Genomic DNA, 17,038 nt, shown 5'->3' on the forward strand with positions numbered 1-17,038 from the left:
CGCTACGGGCGAGCTTCTCGTCGCTGAGAAGTTCGATCCGAAAGTGAACTGGGCAACCGGCGTCGACATGGACAAGTCCAGCAAGAACTATGGACGTCCGATCCGCGTCGCCAAGTACTCGACATTCGCCGACGGCAAGGGCACCGACGTAAATCACAAAGGCATTTGCCCTGCGGCTCTCGGCTCCAAGGACCAGCAGCCGGCTTCGTTCTCGAAACTGACGGGCTTGTTCTATGTTCCGACGAACCATGTGTGCATGGACTACGAACCCTTCAAGGTTTCGTACACGGCGGGTCAACCCTACGTTGGCGCGACGCTGTCGATGTATCCGGCTCCGGACAGCCATGGCGGCATGGGTAACTTCATTGCCTGGGATGGTGTGAAGGGCAAAATCGTCTGGTCGAAGCCTGAGCAGTTCTCGGTCTGGTCAGGCGCTCTGACGACGGCCGGCGGCGTTGCCTTCTACGGCACGCTCGAAGGCTACTTCAAAGCCGTCGACCAGAAGGATGGCAAGGAGCTGTTCAAGTTCAAAACGCCGTCGGGCATCATCGGCAACGCCATGACGTATACCCATGCCGGCAAACAATACATCGCCGTGTTCTCGGGCGTTGGCGGCTGGGCCGGTATCGGTCTGGCGGCTGGCTTGACGAATCCGAACGATGGTCTGGGTGCTGTCGGTGGCTACGCTGGCCTGAAGCAGTATACGAACCTCGGCGGATCGCTCACCGTCTTCTCGTTGCCATAGCGCTTCCTCCATAGAAGTCACAGGCTCCGAGCACTTGGCCGGCATGATCACGCTCATGCCGGCCATTTTCATTTCATTGGCGACCGGATATCGCACGGCACACAAAAAGGTGCCGTGCTGCCGGACGCAGGGGTTGATTCAAATGCCCGTGGGTAAAGCGGGACTGGCTTCAGCACATGCCGTCAGCCACTGGCTTTCGGAGCGCTATTAAAAGCCTCCAGCTGAGCGACGAAAGCGCGCTTGTAGGCAGGACGTTCTTCGCCGCGCGCGACATAGGCGGACAGGTTCGGAAATTCGCCGAGCAGCCCTGACGGTTTCAATCGAAGCAGGACGGACACCATCATCAGGTCGGCAACGCTGAACGCGCCGTCAAGCCAATCGGCGGTGCCGAGGCGCGCTGATAGTTGCTGCAATCGGGCGCGGACGCGTTCCACCACAAGCGGCAAGCGCTCGCTGTTCCAGGGTTTATCGCTTTCAAAAATCCGGGCGTTGGCGAATTCGAGGATGGGCGGCTCGACCGTGTTGAGCGCGGCAAACATCCACATGATCGCGCGCGACCGGGCGATGGCGTCGTCAGGCAGCAGACCCGCATGCCGCTCGGCGAGATGGAACACGATTGCGCCGGTCTCGAACAGCGCGAGATCACCATCCTCGTAAGTCGGAATTTGTCCGAAAGGGTGAAGCGCCAGATGCGCCGGCTCCTTCATCTGACGAAATGAAAGAGCACGAACGTCGTAGGGCTGGCCTACTTCCTCCAGCGCCCAGCGAACACGCATGTCACGCGCTAAGCCTTTGCCGCCGTCAGGCGAGCGCTCAAAAGCTGTGATGACCGGCTTCATTGGGTCGCTCCGAATTTTTTATGTTAGGAGCGTCGAGGATTTCTTTTTCCGTCACGACCACGGCGATATGGGAGAGATCATGTCGCAATCTCTCCCGAGGCTATCAATCGACATTAGCCGACGATGAGCGTCCAAATCGTGAATCCCAGAAGACCCACGACCATTGCCACGTTGAACACGCTATTGAGCGTCCCGACGTCGTTGACGGTGTTGCGATCATGATAATAAGCCATGGTATTTCTCCTCAGCTGCTTACCTTCCATGTGGGAAGGCCCCGAGGCATTTTCCATGGCATTTTCACGGCGAGGACACGCGGCCGCAGCTAGGGCGGCATTTTCAGAAAATGAACATCGATTTTAACGGCGCACGCGCCCGGAACAGGTTAGACGTCCACGCGTACCGATGCGTTGGTGTCGCAGCGAGAAACCGGCAAAATGGCTGCGTCCGTCATTCTCCGTTATGGCCGGTTGCCACCGGCGCGTGCCTGAAGACAACGCGGCATCTTAAAGAGAGTTCAATTCTCCTTAGCGGCTTTCGCACGAGTTGTTCAGGACATTGCATCAGCGCCGATTGAGGCTGACTTTCGCGCCTTTCAGCTCGGAACCCGCCGTTGAAATCGTGATGTTGATCGACTGTTGCGACGCCGAGAACGCGATCGAAACACTTCCTGACAGACTGCCGCCGAAATCCACGCGCAGATTGTTACCGCTGATCGTGCCCGAGGCATTGCCGGTGGCATTGTTCGTGCGTTCTTCCCAGGTGCCCGACAACTTTCCATCCGAATACGTGAGCTTGCTCCGGAATTCGATCTTGTCCGGCTGACCGTTGCATCTGAGCGCGATGCCAAGCGATTTTCCCTCGTCCGCGCTTCGGTAGTAGCCCAAGCAGCTGAGCTTATCGGGCGGGCCACTGGTATAGATCAGATCTCCGGCTCCGCCCCAGGTGCCGTTCAAAAGATTGAACGGGAGGTCGCCTGCCTGCGCGGTGCTCGCGAACGCCATTCCGAGAAGCGTCGCGATCGCCAATCGTGTGAAGCGCATTTTCATTCGGTCACCTGTTGCAATTGTTGAGATCGATCCGTCGTGCAGGGCATGGGGAACTTTTATCTGACTCGGCGCTCGTCGAGCTTGCGTTTCGCGCCTTCCCACATCAGGTCCACGAGGCCGCTCTGCTTGGGTTTCGTTTTCACGCCCTTGACTTGCTCGTCTGTCGCCAGTGCAAATCCTTTGAGCAAATTTTTCAAATCCTTCTCCGTGAAGCCGATGAAGCTTTCGCGGAAGCCCGCATAATCGGAACGCGCCGCGGCAAGAATGGGATCGGCGACTTTCGCAGCATCGGGGCCGGAGAAAACGACGGTCACGCCCGCGGCATCGAGCAGCCGCTTGGCGAATGTCGGATTGGCGACGGCTTCCTCCCGAATGATCTCAAAAATTCTTTCAAGAGCTTCGCCAGGTGAAACTGATTTGCTCACTGTGCCCTCAATTGTTAGCGCTCAGTCTTTCCGCCACGGCCTTCGTCACCGCGACGAGATCGGGAAGTGCATTGCCGTATTTTTCACGCGCGGAACGAAAATTCCCTGCACCGGGATGCGTGGCGGCGTTCTGAAGCGCCGTCGTATAGGGCACCGGGCGCGGAATCGCGTTCAGCTCGTACAATCCTTGCCGGATGTGGTGAAGCATCTCGCGCTGCGTCGTGTTCGTCGCGTGGTATTGCGTGATCAGCGGATGCACGCGCACGCGAGATGCGAGGCCGAGGTCGTCGGCGAGAATGAACTTCAAAAAATCCGTGAGTGTCGAATAGGCATTGGTCTCGAGGCTTGTCGGCATGACGATGTGCTGCGCCAATCGCAGGCCGGCCAAACCCAGAACGCCGGGGCCCGCCGGACAGTCGATCAACACGACATCGTAGTTGGATTCGATCTGATGCAATTCAGCGCGCAGCGCATTCGACAACAAAACATCGAGACGATCCTTCCGCCGCTTTTTCCGCGCGGCGTGCTCGAAATCCGCAAGCGTGCCGAGCAGCTCGTGGTTGGATGGGATGATGTCAATAAGGCCGGGCTGGCGGCTGCGAAGCTCGATCAGATCTCCGGCCGCAACGCGATGACCAGCAAGGCGGATACTGTCGCCTTTTTGAAACGACTTCAGGATGGCGCCGAGGCCGATCTGGCGGGTTTTCAGTTCCTGCTCAGCACCGATGCTGAGCAATGCTTTCGAGACACCCGCTTGGGGATCGGCATCGATGACGAGGATGCGCGCGCCATACGTCAGCGCCAGACCGTCGGCGAGCATCATCGTCGTGAGAGACTTGCCGACGCCGCCTTTCGGGTTCGCGATCGCCACAAAAATGCTCATCGGCGCAATTCCGTGATCCAGCTGAGCAATTTAGTTCGATCATCCTTTGAGAGGCGCGTGTCAACGAATTCGTCAAAAGCGTCGGGCGCCGGTTCATGGCGGCGCGCAGGAAGATGCAAAACATATGATCTGAGATCGCTCGGATCGCTGCACGTGATCAACCCGACGCCGTAATGCGAACATCGCGAAAGGATGGTCGAGCAATCGCTGCGAGCTTCGTTCCAGTCTTCGATGTGCCAGACCAGATGCGTGAAGTTTACGAGAGAGGTATGGTTCAAGGCCTCGTGCACGGACTGAACGGAGCACGATCCGAGCGGCTTTACCTCGAAGCCGTGCAAATCGATGCGCCAGCTCATTCCATATTTTTGCCGGGACAGGCTGATCATGCAGAGGTCGGGCTTCGACCAGATGCCCGTTGTGTTGCCGCCGGCATTCGCGGTGATGGCTGTGATGTGGCGAAGAACACCGCTAACCGGCTGCAACCGGTTCATGAAGCGAAGCTCCAGATAGTTGTATACAGGCCCGTACAGATCACGCTCGAGCATGCACAAACGCCCCCACCCTTTCCCGGCGCAACCATAGGGAGGGAAGGCCTTTTAGGCCAGAGGATAGACGGCGCGGCTGCGTGTCCGTGTGACACGTCAATCACCTGCTCATCAACGGGCTGCCCCAAACATATATCAAGCGGAGGAGAAAGGTCAGCCCACGCCTAGAGTTCGCGGCAACCCAGCTTCAGGATCGCGTCGCGGCCCCCGCCCCGGCTTCCGCATCCAAGGGAGCATTGCCGCGCTTCGCGACCATCGCGACCATGCGCAGCAATTCGCCGAAATCGAACGGCTTCGCGACGTGCGCCGCCATGCCGGCCGCCATGCAGTTCTCGACATCGGAGGGAAATGCGTTCGCCGTCATGCCAATGACAGGAGGCAATGTGTGTTTCGCCGTCAGGCGCCCGATCGCACGCGTGGCGGTGAGCCCGTCCATTCCCGGCATCTGAACGTCCATCAGAACGACATCGAAGGAACTATCCTCGACCCGCGCGATCGCCTCAGGTCCGCTCGACGCCGTTATGACGTCGTGGCCTGCGCGCCTCAAGACCGCCGACGCGAGCTTTCTGTTCGGCTCGACGTCATCGACGACCAGAACTTTCAGCGGTCGCGGTTCGGATTCGGTGCTCTCGATTCCGTTCTGTTGCGCTTCGCGTCGCCGTTCGGCAATTTCCAAGGGGATTTCGAACCAGAACGTCGAACCCTGTCCTTCATGGCTTTCGATATCGATTTTTCCGCCATTCGCCTGAACGATGCTTCGGCAAATTGCGAGTCCCAATCCTGAGCCGCCATGACGCTCGCGGTCGGTGTCGAGTTGGCTGAACCTCTGGAACAAATTCGGAATCAGGTCGGCCCGGATGCCTGGCCCGGTATCGCGCACGAAAAAGCGGATGTTCGCCGAATTTTCTTCCTCTTCGAGAAGTTTTACGCCGACGACGATTTCCCCCTCGGACGTAAACTTGACGGCGTTGTTCACGAGATTGAGCAAGACTTGGCGCAGCCGGTGGGCGTCGGCCGTGAAGGTCAGTTCGTAGAGTCGGGCATCTATTTCAGGGCGAAGGACCAAGCCTTTTTTATGCGCTTCGGCGGAGAAAAGTGCGACGCAGCCTTCGATCAGCGGCGGGAGCGTCACGCTGCTCTTGATGAACTTCAGCCGGCCTGCCTCGATCGCTGAAAAATCGAGGATATCGTTGACGATCGCAAGAAGCGCCTTGCCTGCATCGCGGACGATCGCCAAATCGCTGGCATCCTCGCGGTTGAGGTTCTGGCGTGCGAGGACCAGGCTCGTATAACCAATGATGCTGTTCAGCGGCGTGCGGATTTCGTGACTCATGGTCGCGAAGAATTCCGACTTTGCGTTCGTTGCGCGCTCGGCCTCTTCGCGCGCTAATTTTGCCTCCGACTCGGAACGGCGAATTTGATCGAGCGCCTGCAAGCGCTCGACGAACATGCGCCCGCCGACGACGATCAGAAACAATAGAAAAGCGAGAAAGCTCGCCGCAAGTCCGGCGAGGACGTAGTTTTTCTCTTCTCCAAGGATCGTCCATTTGACGATCAGAGGTGCAAGCATCGTGACCGCAGAGACGGCGGCTGCCGGCGGTACCGGCATCAACAGCAAACTGCCGCTCGCCGCCATGCCGACGGTCAAAGCGATCAGAATAATCTGGCGGTCATCGTCGAGCGAACCAATCCAGGTTACCGCCAACACCGTCCAGGGCAACGCCAGCAAAAAAGCGTACACAAGCGCGATGTTCGCATTGCGCACGTTTCGTTGTTTCCATTTGTGCTCGGATTTTCCTGCGAGTGTCTGCAGGCCGATGCCAATGCACACCGCGAAGGAACAAATCGCCCAGGTGAGAAGCCACGTGGTCGGAATGGCACCGTCGAATGCGATGTACGCAATTATCGTATTGATCGCATAGCCGACCATCGCGAACGACGTCGTGCGAGCGATACTCGACATCTGCTCTTTATAGACGGGAAGCCTAATGAGCCGCATGGCGCAGATAATCTTCGATGGCATGAATCGCGCGGCCGCCGGCATTCACGACGTCCTCTGAGGGATCGGAGCCATATGTCGAACTTGGATCGTACCGAAGGTGATAGACCAATCGCTCGCTAGCCACTGCAAGTTCTAGAAGGCCAAGCGTCTCGGCGGTCGTCGTGAGATCATGAAGAACCTTGAACTGCGCAGCAGGCGAAGCATCCTTACATTTCTCGAACTGCTGCAACCGCTCACGCAGAACGTCCTGAAAGTCGCCAATGATATCGAGCGCCGCCAATGTGCCTATCGACTTACGCATATCCGACAATCGCCGGGTATCGATGAGGCTTGCAGCAGATTTTCCGCCGAATGCTGGCATGTCCCGGTCAAATATTCGCGTTTGAGGTCAAAACCATACTGGGATATCCAGCCTTACTTCCGGATTAACTCAGTCAAAGTTGACCCCCCAAGCAACCCGTTAGAGTTGCCACAACGACGAATGCCGCGCGTTGGTTTCATCGGTCGCGTGATTGCGGAGAGGTACTTTAAGCCCGGCAATTCGGGCTGATTTTCCGGATAGATCGAAAATAAATCAATTATTAGCCATGAAACGCAAACACTGAAATTCCACGAGCAATTCTCGGGGCAACTCTCGCGCGCAAGCGGATTTACGGCTTGCTCCGCCTCGGAATTATCTTTGCCGGCGTCGGGCGTGCGCCCAGAACGTAATTCCGGCCGACACGATACGAATACCAGACCACGAAGAAGGGCGATGCCAACAAGAGCACGATCGCGTCGGAGGTGAGCCGGATGCTTCGAACAAGAACGCGCGTCACGAGCATGCGCGGCTTCGGGCCGTATTCGTACGGCAACGAGGATGTTTCAAGCCGCACCGAACCTTGTTCCGCACGCGCGACATTCGAGCCCGATCGATTTGCGAGCGGAGCCGCGACCCCTCGCCGCTTTGGCGTCCCGAATTCTCGTGCGCGTTTTCTGAAGAGCGCTCGCTTTTGCCGAAGTGCGCTCGAACCGCGGGGCTTTACGCTTGACTGACCCACAACATCCCCGTTTCGTATCGTCGTCGAAGCGCAAACGCGCCTCCGGCGATCCTGGTTCCGCGAGATGTCTTTTTTGCGACTTGCGGCTTATGCGCCCGCGCCTCTGAGAATTGAACGCCCGGCATAGACGGCGACGTCGCCGAGTTCCTCTTCGATGCGGATGAGCTGATTGTATTTCGCGAGCCTGTCGGAGCGCGACAGTGAACCCGTCTTGATCTGCCCGCAGTTCGTCGCGACCGCCAGATCGGCAATCGTCGAATCTTCCGTTTCTCCCGAGCGATGCGACATCACTGCCGTATAGCCCGCACGCTGCGCCATGCTGACGGCATCGAGCGTTTCGGAAAGCGAGCCGATCTGATTGACCTTCACGAGGATCGAATTGGCGGTTGATTTCGCAATGCCATCCGCGAGGCGCGCGGTGTTGGTGACGAAAAGATCATCGCCGACGAGCTGGCAGCGTTTTCCGAGAAGCTCCGTCAGCAGCTTCCAGCCCGCCCAGTCGTCTTCCGCCATCCCGTCCTCGATCGAGATGATCGGGAATTTGTTGACGAGGCCTTCGAGATATTTGGCGTTGCCTGCGCTATCGAGCGTTTTCCCTTCGCCCGCGAATTCGTATTTGCCGTTCTTGAAGTATTCCGTCGACGCGCAGTCGAGCGCCAAGGCAACCTCGTCTCCCGGCTTGTAGCCCGCCTTCTCGATCGATTTGACGATGAACGACAGAGCTTCCTCGGCGCTTTTCAGGTTCGGCGCGAAGCCGCCTTCATCGCCAACGGACGTACTGTGGCCCGCATCCTTCAAATTCTTCTTCAGCGTATGAAAGATTTCGGCGCCGATCCGGATCGCATCGGCACATGTCTCGGCCGCGACCGGCATGATCATGAATTCCTGGATGTCGATCGGGTTATCGGCGTGCGCGCCGCCGTTGATGATGTTCATCATCGGCACGGGCAGAACGTGCGCGTTGACGCCGCCGAGGTAACGGTAGAGCGGCAGATTGTTGGAGATGGCGGCAGCCTTGGCGGCCGCAAGCGATACGCCCAAAATGGCGTTGGCGCCGAGGCGGCTCTTGTTCGCCGTCCCGTCGAGCTTGATCAGCGCCGCATCTATCCCGCGCTGCTCTTCTGCATCCATTCCTGCAAGCGCATCGAAGATTTCACCATTCACGGCATCGACGGCTTTCAGAACGCCCTTGCCAAAATAGCGGGTCTTATCGCCATCGCGGAGTTCGATTGCCTCGTGCGCGCCGGTCGAAGCGCCTGACGGGACCGCCGCGCGGCCCTCCGCCCCGTCTTCGAGGAGCACATCGACCTCGACCGTCGGGTTACCACGGCTGTCCAGGATTTCGCGGCCGACGATATCGACGATGGCGGTCATGAGAGTTCCTAAATCTTGGCGTTGCTAGGCCCGCAGAGGGCCGGGAAAGTTTGCGTGTGGGTTGTAAACTCTATTACTACGGGAGGCAAAGTCCTGCCGGGCGATGTCTCACTACCCGAACGGCTAGTTAACTGAAAGGTGTGCGTATGGCCGAAGCGAAAACCTGGACGGGCGGCTGCCATTGCGGCCTGGTTCGATACGAGGTCGAATCGGATCTCGAAAGTCTGGTGAGCTGCAATTGTTCCATTTGCCAGAAGCGCGGATCGATCCTGACGTTTGTGCCGCAGGGTAAATTCCGCCTGCTATCGGGCCGTGAGGCGCTGACGGACTACAAGTTCAACAAACATATCATCCATCATCTGTTTTGCTCGACCTGCGGGGTTGCCTCGTTCGCGGAAGGCGATAATCCGAAGACAGGACCGATGGTCGCCATCAACGTGCGCTGTCTCGACGGTGTCGATGTCACGGCAATGACACCAATTCATTTTGACGGAAGAAGTCTTTAAGCCGTGCCCCAAACGTCTGCCCTCGTCCTGTTTTCCGGCGGTCAGGATTCGACCGTTTGCCTCGCCTGGGCGCTCGACCGCTACGAACGGGTCGAGACCGTGGGATTCACGTACGGTCAGCGCCATGCGGTCGAGCTGGCGCAGCGCCCGGTCATCCGCTCCAAGCTTGCAAGCCTGCGCGGCGGGTCGAAGCTCGGCGACGATACCGTTCTCGATCTCCCCGCGCTGCAGAGCATTAGCGACACGGCGCTGACGCGCGAAACCGAGATCACCTTCGCCGCGACGGGATTGCCGACGACGTTTGTCCCTGGGCGCAATCTTCTATTTCTCAGCTACGCGGCGGCGCTCGCTTATCGCCGGGCCATTGCGACACTGATCGGCGGCATGTGCGAGACGGATTTCTCCGGTTATCCTGATTGCCGCAATGCGACCGTGCAAGCGCTGGCACAGGCGCTGTCGCTCGGGCTCGATACGCATCTCGAAATCGAAACGCCGCTGATGTTCATCGACAAGGCGGCGACGTGGGATCTCGCGGACAAGCTCGGCGGGCGAGAGCTGATCGACCTGATCGTCGAAGATACGCACACGTGCTATCTCGGCGATCGTTCGCATCGCCACGCCTGGGGCTATGGCTGCGGAACATGTCCGGCCTGTGAGCTTCGCGCCAAGGGATGGAATGAATGGCACGCGCGAACGACCTGACGCGCGGCGGCGAGCTGGCTCCCGAAAACTCAGAACTCGAAGATCAAGCAAGTTGTCGTAGCGTGCGCGAGCAGCTTGCCGCTTGCATTCATCAGCCGACCTTCAGCCGTTGCGCCACGACGTCCACGGCTCATCAGCGTTCCTTCCGCGCGCACGGGACCTGTTTCTTTTGTCAGTGGCCGCAACAACGACACCTTGAATTCCATGGTGGTGAAGCCGGTGCCCTTCGGAAGCGCGGAGAGCACGGCGCAGGCCATGCACGAGTCGAGCAGAGTCGCGGTATAGCCCGCGTGCACGGTGCCGATCGCATTATAGTGCTCGAGGACGGGTGTTGAAACGAACACGGCGCGGCCCTTCTCGACTTCGCTCAGCTCAAGGCCGAGTGTCTTCGCGATGGGCATGCCCGGCAACTCGCCACGTTGCATTTTCTGCAAATATTCGAGCCCTGACATGGAGGCGAGCAACTCCGGGCCGGCGATGGGCGTCGATGCGTGAGAAGGCGCGCTTGCTGTCATGTTCCCGTCCGCGGCTTTGCTGTCGGTCTCAGTCAGAAATGGGGTGCGGATCACCCGCTGCTATCAGAGTCAGGGCTCCGACGCATCATGTCTACCCTTAACTTGAGCAGAGTGGGCCGCAGGTCCACACGCTTCATGCCGCTGAAGCAAAGAGCCGTGGGCCAGAATCTCGGCAGCCGGGGTGAGACAACCCATCTCGCCGGCTTTGATTCCTCGCAAATTGCGTCACGACCGATCCGGCTATGCTCGACGACACGCTCTCCAGCGATATAGCCATTTGGAAATTTAACGCCGGGTCGACGGCAGCGCCGCGCCGCACTTGCAGGAAACGCAATGGATTTTGCCGAACTGATCGCGCAGGTTATGAAGCCCGACCCTCCGAAAGAGCTTGCGTTGCAACTGTTGCAGCGTTCGCGCGATCCGGCGCTCGCCTTGCAGCTCTTTGCAGCCGCGTCGAAGATCCGCGACGAGACGATGGGCAAAATGCTGTGGTGGTCGGCCGGTATCTCGTCGATGATGCCGTGTCGCGTCGAGCCGCTTTGCACGTACTGCACCTATTTCACCGTCAAATCGTTTCCGCTGGATGAACTGGTTGCGTCGGTGAAGGCGATTGAAGATCTCGGAATCCGTCACCTTCATCTTTCCGGCGGCACAGATCTCGCGGGCTACGACAACGAACTGTGCGAAGCCGTCAACGCGATCCGCGACGTCTCGTCGATCGAAATCGAAATCAATCTCGGGCCATCGCTGACGCGAAACGGCGTGCGGCGGTTGAAGCAGCTCGGCGTCGCCAGCATCACGAGTTCGCTGGAAACGTTCAATCCCGAAATCTTCGCCAAGGCAAAACCTGGCGACAGCCTGGATGCCAGGAAGGCGTTGATCGAGATGTGTCAAGACGAGGGGATGCCCGTTCGCAGCATGATCCTCGTCGGCCTCGGCGAGAGCGAGGCAGACCGGATCGAGCATCTCTATTGGCTGCTGCAATTCCCTCGACTCTATCATCTGCGCTTCTCGCGCTTCATGCCTTATCGAGGCACGTCATGGGAGGACCATCCGCGCTGCTCGCCTTGGGAGGTCGCACGCCTCGTCGCGGTGGCGCGCCTCCTGATGCCGCATGTCGACCTTGGGCTCGCGGCCGGCAACAGCCCCGACGACATCCCGCTCTGGTATGCCGCGGGCGGCGGCAATCAGGTGCTCGGCGCGTCCGTCTCGATGCGCCAGGGCAGAGTAAAGGCCCAGCCGGGAGAGACCGTCATTCCGGTCACGGATCGGGTATCACTGGTCAGCCGCATGGCGCACATCGAGCAGTTCATTCGCGGTCTTGGCCGTGACATCGGCTCGGCGGCTCCGCAGTTGCGCTGAGCCTGTTCGTCTCGAACCCTATCTCCTTAACTTGACTTAGGCGGCTGCGGGCCTAGAGCCTTTCCGATGGAAACGCGGAAAGACTCTTACTCCTAGTTTTGACGTGCTTCTTATCGGAAAACCGGTTCCCACTTTTCCGGAAGCACTCTAGGTATCGCGCCATGTATGCCGTCAAAGATATTTTCTACACGCTGCAGGGCGAAGGCACGAACGCCGGGCGGCCGGCCGTGTTCTGCCGCTTCGCGGGCTGCAACCTGTGGACCGGACGCGAAGCCGACCGGGCGAAGGCCGTCTGCCAATTCTGCGATACGGATTTCGTCGGGACCGACGGGGAAGGCGGCGGGCGCTTTCGCACGGCTGACGATCTCGCGCAGGCGTGCCGCGCTGCCTGCGGCTCCGGGGGGCATATGCTCGTTGTCCTGACGGGCGGCGAGCCGATGCTTCAGGTCGACCAGGACCTCGTCGATGCCTTGCACGCGCACGAGTTCACGATTGCCATCGAGACCAACGGCACGCTGCCCGTGCTCGATACGATCGACTGGATCTGCGTGTCGCCCAAAGCCGGGTCGCAACTCAAACAGACGCGCGGTCATGAGCTGAAGCTCGTCTATCCGCAGGAGGGCGTCGATCCCGCCGACTACGTCGACCTCGCCTTCAAGACCCGTTTTCTGCAACCGATGGACGGGGCGATGCGCGAGGCCAACACGCAGGCGGCCGTTGCCTATTGCAAGGCGAATCCCGAATGGCGGCTGTCGCTGCAGACCCATAAATTGCTCGGAATTCCTTAATTTTTGCGCCTTCCGTGCCAGCTTGCCGCTAACGCTAGCGCCCTTGCGGGGTGGCGCCGCAAGGCGAAATCCCCTATTTCAGCGCCATGCAAATCTACAAAGACTTCAGGTTCGAGGCGGCGCACTTCCTGCCGTCGGCTGCACCCGGCACGCCAAATGCGCGCGTCCACGGCCACTCGTTTCGCGCCCGCATCGTCGTCGAAGGCGAGCCCCGGAGCGACACGAGCTACATCTTTCATTTCGATGACTTGTCGGCTGCGCTGCGTGATACGGAGGAAGCCCTCGATCACCACCTGCTGAACGACATCGACGGCTTGAGCGCGCCGACACTCGAACGCATCGCGATGTGGATCTGGAACCGCCTGTCGAACCGCGTGGCGGGGCTCGCCCAGGTCGAAGTGCATCGCGATAGCTGCAACGAAGGCTGCATTTATCGCGGGCCGTCGCGTTCAACCCAACTCGCTGCGGAGTAACGGCGATGGCACGCAAACCGCAGGTGAAACAGCTCGGGCGGAATGTCGCTCTGCCGCAAAATCCGGATGACGCGGAACTTGAGCGCGTCGCCAATCCGCACGCGGACACGCATTACGCGGCGAGATTCACGGCGCCGGAGTTCACGTCGCTGTGTCCCGTGACGGAACAGCCGGATTTTGCGCATCTCGTCATCGACTATGTGCCGAACAAGTGGCTCGTCGAGAGCAAATCACTGAAGCTTTATCTCGCATCGTTTCGCAATCACGGTGCGTTCCACGAGGACTGCACGGTGGCCATCGGCAGGCGCATCGCCGATCTGATCGAACCGCACTATCTCAGGATCGGCGGATATTGGTATCCGCGCGGCGGCATACCGATCGACGTGTTCTGGCAGCGGGGAACACTTCCGAAGGACGTCTGGCTTCCCGATCAGGGTGTCCAAACGTACAGAGGACGAGGCTGAGCCTCGTCCTCCGCAAAACGTCCATCTCTTACCGGATCGACGGCGCGCTACGGATTATCTCCGGTAGCGGTTATGGCGGTAATGACGGTGGTTGCGCCAGCCGTAGTGGCGATAGTTGTAGCGGTACGGGCGATAAGACCGGTGATGACGCCAATACGGGCGATGACGCCAATGGCCACGACGGTGGTACGTCTTTTGGACAAGCGAGTTGCCGGCCTTGGCACTCGATTGCAGCGCCGAGACGTTGCTACCTAGCGCGGCGGCTTGCACGCCGGTTGCTGCGAAGCCGAGGCCCAGTGCGAAGGCAACAGCCAATAATAGATTACGCATCGATTTCTCCTTAGCTGAGTGTGTCGCGAGCTTGGTCCGCCGTGCGTCGGTGACTTGCAAAGGTTGCACGGCGAACAACTCGTTTCCTTCCAGTTCCGCGGCACGGTCTGAGCCGCGGCTTGTGTTCCAGGAGACGCCCAAGAACATACTTGTTGAACTGACCAACGCGCGTCATCCGTCGTTCGCAACGTATCGCCGGATTAGACGCCGCCTTTGTGACGTGCGGTTGAACAACAGCTGAACGCGCGCGCCATGCAACGCGACAAACGCGTCGCGAATTCGATGTTTTTCTGGAATGCAAATAACCTATGCCGGAGGCGCGCGATCTTCCGGAAGCGGGATGAATTCCTGTTCATCGCCGGGGACGATTTCGAAACGCCCCTGCCGCCAATCGTTCCTCGCTTCGTTGATGCGCTCTTTCGAGCTCGACACGAAATTCCACCAGATATGGCGCGGACCATCCATGGGCTCGCCGCCGAGGAGCATGAGACGGGTATTCGATTCTGCCAGAATGGAAATCCGGTCGCCCGGCTTGAAGACGAGAAGCTGGCCGCTCTCGAAAGCCTCGCCCGCGATATCGATACGTCCCGAGACGACGTAGACGGCACGCTCGTCATAGTCGGGATCGAGAGGCAAGACCGCGCCCGGAGCCAGCACGGCTTCGGCATAAAAACAATCGTGCGGAAAACCAGCCGGCGACGTGGCACCATAGAGCGAACCGACGACGAGGCGGACGCGCTTGCCCTCGCCCTCGAAGCGGGGAAGTTCATCAACGGTATGATGCGCGAAAGCCGGGGTGCTTTCCTCGTGCGACTTCGGCAAGGCCATCCACGCCTGGATGCCGAAGAGATTCTGGCCGTCGGCGCGCCGCTCCATTCCGGTGCGTTCGGAGTGGACGATGCCGCGCCCCGCCGTCATCAGATTGACCTCGCCCGGACGGATCGCGAGCGCCGATCCGAGACTGTCGCGATGCATGATCTCGCCGTCGAAAAGGTAGGTGACGGTCGCAAGTCCGATATGCGGATGCGGGCGAACATCGATGCCGCGACCAGCGAGGAACTGCGCCGGTCCCATCTGGTCGAAGAAAATGAAGGGGCCGACCATCTGCCGCTTTGCCGACGGCAGGGCGCGACGCACCTCGAAGCCGCCGAGGTCATGGGCCCGAGGAATGATGACGTGTTCGATCGCATCGCACGACTTGGCATCGCCCGGAATCGGATCGTTATCGGTCAGCCAGCTCATCGATACTCCTCCTGCTCACGTTCATTCGAGGCCGTTGGTTCTCGGCAAATCGCGATAAATTCCAAGGTTCACCTTGTTACAGTTTTATACCGCTCCTGTACTTCCTGCACACGAGTTTCGCGATTACGACAGACAGGGTCAACAATGGAACATCCCCATGAAACGCCTGATCGCTGCGATCGTTCTCCTGCTCCCGCTCGGAGCAATTTCCGCCGAGGCCCAGAAAATCGACTGCGAGAATGCTTCCTCCACGGTCGAAATGAATTTCTGCGCCGAGAAGGATTTCAAGGCCGCCGACAAAGACCTGAACGTCGCGTATGCGAACGCCGTTGCCTTCATCAAGGAACGCAAGCTCGAGAAACCTTACGACGCCAAGAGCTTCGAAGAGGCGCTGCGCGCCGCGCAACGCACATGGCTCGCCTATCGCGATTCCGACTGCAAGGATCTCATCGCGCAGGAATGGAGCGGCGGATCGGGCACGGCTGCGGCGAGCCTCGAATGCATGACGGCCAAGACCATTGAGCGGACCAAGGAACTCAAAGACCGCTACGAGGAGCATTGACCGGCTCGAAAGACACGCTCCCCAAGTCCGGTTCAAATACTGAGCGATTTTTGGAACACTGCAACAGATGACTGTCGCGAGCAGCGTGGATGGCCGCCTTCGCGGCCATGACGTAAGAGGGAAAAACCGGCGCCGTTACCGCCACAAGCTCGTGTCGGCGGCCGGCTCGCGGAACGCAAGCCGAGCGGTGAAACTCCGCCGCAAGTGCTGCCATCGCCACCGAACCGACTTTATTGCCGCTTTAAAACGAGGCGTTATCGTCAGACCGATGCCAGGTTAGTGAGTGGCAATCAGCGGCCGTTGGGCCGTTCAAAGGAGAACTCCGTCGATGAAGCCGTCACTCGCCAAAACATCATCAATTCTCGCAGCCGCCGTCGCGGTTCTTGCGGCGGCAAGCCTCGAGACAAAGCCCGCCACGGCTGCGCCGAAGATTACGCTCGGCACATTGAAGTGCAAAGGCCATGGCGGCGTCGGGTTGATCCTCGGATCGAAAGAACGGATGCATTGCGTGTTTACGACGGCCGTCAGCGCCCGCCGTCATCCCTATCTGGCGACGATCACCAAGATCGGCCTCGACATCGGCTTCACGGGCGAAAGCACGCTGATCTGGACCGTTCTCGGCACGACGGTCGACGTCGCGGAAGGCGCGCTCGAAGGCGGCTACGGCGGCCTCACGGCGGGCTTGGCCGTCGGCATCGGCGCCAATGCAAACGCTCTCATCGGCGGCTCGGGCAAATCGATCGTGCTGCAGCCCATCAGCGTCGAAGGCCAGACGGGCCTCAATCTCTCCGCAGGCGTCGCCGGACTGACGTTGGAGCGGGGCTAGGCGCTCGTCCGCAAATCCGGGGGAACGGATTCGGCGGCGAGAGATTTCAGAGCGTCGTCGAGGCTCAGCACGGTTTGATCCTGCGAGCCGAGGCGGCGCACAGAGACTTTGCGCTCCTCGGCTTCGCGCTTGCCGACGACGAGAAGCACCGGAACCTTCGCCAGCGAGTGCTCGCGCACCTTGTAGTTGATCTTCTCGTTGCGAAGATCGGTTTCGACGCGCAAGCCCAGCGCTTTCGCTTTCTCCGCGACCTCGTTGGCGTAATCGTTCGCATCCGAAACGATCGGCGCGACGACGATCTGCAACGGCGCGAGCCACAGCGGGAAATGTCCGGCGAAGTTTTCGATCAGGATGCCGGTGAAGCGCTCC

General features: G+C 59.5%; 21 protein-coding genes. 9 read left to right on the forward strand and 12 right to left on the reverse strand.

All coding sequences use genetic code 11. The annotated features are described in order from the left end of the window. A partial coding sequence (locus WC026_RS16255) for a PQQ-binding-like beta-propeller repeat protein (protein WP_372712052.1) occupies positions 1 to 745 on the forward strand: 745 nt, incomplete at its 5' end. A 182-nt stretch (positions 746 to 927) separates the two neighbouring features. Here WC026_RS16255 and WC026_RS16260 read toward each other — a convergent pair. The 8 genes from WC026_RS16260 to eno form a co-directional block, all read right to left on the reverse strand. Beyond that, on the reverse strand, positions 928 to 1,584 hold the full coding sequence (locus WC026_RS16260) for a glutathione S-transferase family protein (protein ID WP_372712053.1): 657 nt from the start codon (positions 1,582 to 1,584) through the stop codon (positions 928 to 930). 560 nt (positions 1,585 to 2,144) lie between these two features. After that, positions 2,145 to 2,630 carry a hypothetical protein gene (locus WC026_RS16265; RefSeq protein ID WP_372712054.1) on the reverse strand — a complete coding sequence of 162 codons (486 nt, stop codon included), beginning with the start codon at positions 2,628 to 2,630 and terminating at the stop codon, positions 2,145 to 2,147. 56 nt (positions 2,631 to 2,686) lie between these two features. After that, on the reverse strand, positions 2,687 to 3,055 hold the full coding sequence (locus WC026_RS16270; RefSeq protein ID WP_372712055.1) for a hypothetical protein: 369 nt from the start codon (positions 3,053 to 3,055) through the stop codon (positions 2,687 to 2,689). A 7-nt stretch (positions 3,056 to 3,062) separates the two neighbouring features. Further along, positions 3,063 to 3,938, reverse strand: a complete 876-nt coding sequence (locus tag WC026_RS16275) for a ParA family protein (RefSeq protein WP_372712056.1) — start codon at positions 3,936 to 3,938, stop codon at positions 3,063 to 3,065. Continuing rightward, complete coding sequence (locus WC026_RS16280; protein WP_372712057.1) at positions 3,935 to 4,483, reverse strand: hypothetical protein; 549 nt, start codon at positions 4,481 to 4,483, stop codon at positions 3,935 to 3,937. Before WC026_RS16280 ends, WC026_RS16275 begins: the two co-directional genes overlap by 4 nt. A 187-nt stretch (positions 4,484 to 4,670) precedes the next feature. Further along, positions 4,671 to 6,482, reverse strand: a complete 1,812-nt coding sequence (locus tag WC026_RS16285; protein WP_372712058.1) for an ATP-binding protein — start codon at positions 6,480 to 6,482, stop codon at positions 4,671 to 4,673. Next, a complete protein-coding gene (locus WC026_RS16290) occupies positions 6,469 to 6,786 on the reverse strand; it encodes a hypothetical protein (protein WP_372712059.1) in 318 nt (105 codons plus the stop codon). The genes WC026_RS16285 and WC026_RS16290 overlap by 14 nt, the downstream gene beginning before the upstream one ends. Positions 6,787 to 7,612: 826 nt before the next feature. Further along, on the reverse strand, positions 7,613 to 8,899 hold the full coding sequence (gene eno, locus WC026_RS16295) for a phosphopyruvate hydratase (protein ID WP_372712060.1): 1,287 nt from the start codon (positions 8,897 to 8,899) through the stop codon (positions 7,613 to 7,615). Positions 8,900 to 9,045: 146 nt separating this feature from the next. On the opposite strand from eno, the gene WC026_RS16300 reads away from it, so the two are divergent. Both WC026_RS16300 and queC read left to right on the forward strand, forming a co-directional pair. Beyond that, positions 9,046 to 9,405 carry a GFA family protein gene (locus tag WC026_RS16300; RefSeq protein ID WP_372712061.1) on the forward strand — a complete coding sequence of 120 codons (360 nt, stop codon included), beginning with the start codon at positions 9,046 to 9,048 and terminating at the stop codon, positions 9,403 to 9,405. Between the two features lie 3 nt (positions 9,406 to 9,408). Next, entirely contained in the window at positions 9,409 to 10,107 is a 699-nt protein-coding gene (gene queC, locus WC026_RS16305; RefSeq protein WP_372712062.1) for a 7-cyano-7-deazaguanine synthase QueC, read from the forward strand. A gap of 29 nt (positions 10,108 to 10,136) precedes the next feature. On the opposite strand, the gene WC026_RS16310 is transcribed toward queC, so the two are convergent. Continuing rightward, the gene (locus WC026_RS16310) at positions 10,137 to 10,622 is read right to left on the reverse strand and encodes a PaaI family thioesterase (protein ID WP_372712063.1); all 486 of its coding nucleotides are present in this window, start codon (positions 10,620 to 10,622) and stop codon (positions 10,137 to 10,139) included. 333 nt (positions 10,623 to 10,955) lie between these two features. Here WC026_RS16310 and WC026_RS16315 point away from each other — a divergent pair, with 333 nt between their 5' ends. From WC026_RS16315 to queF, 4 genes are all read left to right on the forward strand, one after another. After that, positions 10,956 to 11,984, forward strand: a complete 1,029-nt coding sequence (locus WC026_RS16315) for a radical SAM protein (protein WP_372712064.1) — start codon at positions 10,956 to 10,958, stop codon at positions 11,982 to 11,984. A 161-nt stretch (positions 11,985 to 12,145) separates the two neighbouring features. After that, positions 12,146 to 12,772, forward strand: a complete 627-nt coding sequence (gene queE / locus WC026_RS16320) for a 7-carboxy-7-deazaguanine synthase (RefSeq protein WP_372712065.1) — start codon at positions 12,146 to 12,148, stop codon at positions 12,770 to 12,772. A gap of 86 nt (positions 12,773 to 12,858) precedes the next feature. Beyond that, a complete protein-coding gene (locus WC026_RS16325) occupies positions 12,859 to 13,245 on the forward strand; it encodes a 6-pyruvoyl tetrahydropterin synthase family protein (protein ID WP_372712066.1) in 387 nt (128 codons plus the stop codon). A 5-nt stretch (positions 13,246 to 13,250) separates the two neighbouring features. Continuing rightward, entirely contained in the window at positions 13,251 to 13,709 is a 459-nt protein-coding gene (queF, locus tag WC026_RS16330) for a preQ(1) synthase (protein WP_372712067.1), read from the forward strand. Between the two features lie 54 nt (positions 13,710 to 13,763). Here queF and WC026_RS16335 read toward each other — a convergent pair whose 3' ends face one another. Continuing rightward, entirely contained in the window at positions 13,764 to 14,039 is a 276-nt protein-coding gene (locus WC026_RS16335; RefSeq protein WP_372712068.1) for a hypothetical protein, read from the reverse strand. Between the two features lie 306 nt (positions 14,040 to 14,345). Beyond that, the gene (locus WC026_RS16340; RefSeq protein ID WP_372712069.1) at positions 14,346 to 15,281 is read right to left on the reverse strand and encodes a pirin family protein; all 936 of its coding nucleotides are present in this window, start codon (positions 15,279 to 15,281) and stop codon (positions 14,346 to 14,348) included. A 157-nt stretch (positions 15,282 to 15,438) separates the two neighbouring features. Between WC026_RS16340 and WC026_RS16345 the strand changes: the two genes are divergently transcribed. Together WC026_RS16345 and WC026_RS16350 are read left to right on the forward strand one after the other, a co-directional pair. Then, complete coding sequence (locus WC026_RS16345; RefSeq protein WP_372712070.1) at positions 15,439 to 15,843, forward strand: lysozyme inhibitor LprI family protein; 405 nt, start codon at positions 15,439 to 15,441, stop codon at positions 15,841 to 15,843. Positions 15,844 to 16,171: 328 nt separating this feature from the next. Next, the gene (locus WC026_RS16350; protein WP_372712071.1) at positions 16,172 to 16,669 is read left to right on the forward strand and encodes a DUF992 domain-containing protein; all 498 of its coding nucleotides are present in this window, start codon (positions 16,172 to 16,174) and stop codon (positions 16,667 to 16,669) included. On the opposite strand, the gene WC026_RS16355 is transcribed toward WC026_RS16350, so the two are convergent. After that, positions 16,666 to 17,038 (reverse strand): His/Gly/Thr/Pro-type tRNA ligase C-terminal domain-containing protein (locus WC026_RS16355; protein ID WP_372712072.1); only part of this gene is annotated, 373 nt, incomplete at its 5' end. The genes WC026_RS16350 and WC026_RS16355 overlap by 4 nt on opposite strands.

Origin of the sequence: Hyphomicrobium sp. (genome assembly GCF_041674905.1) — a bacterium.
Lineage (GTDB): Bacteria > Pseudomonadota > Alphaproteobacteria > Rhizobiales > Hyphomicrobiaceae > Hyphomicrobium_B.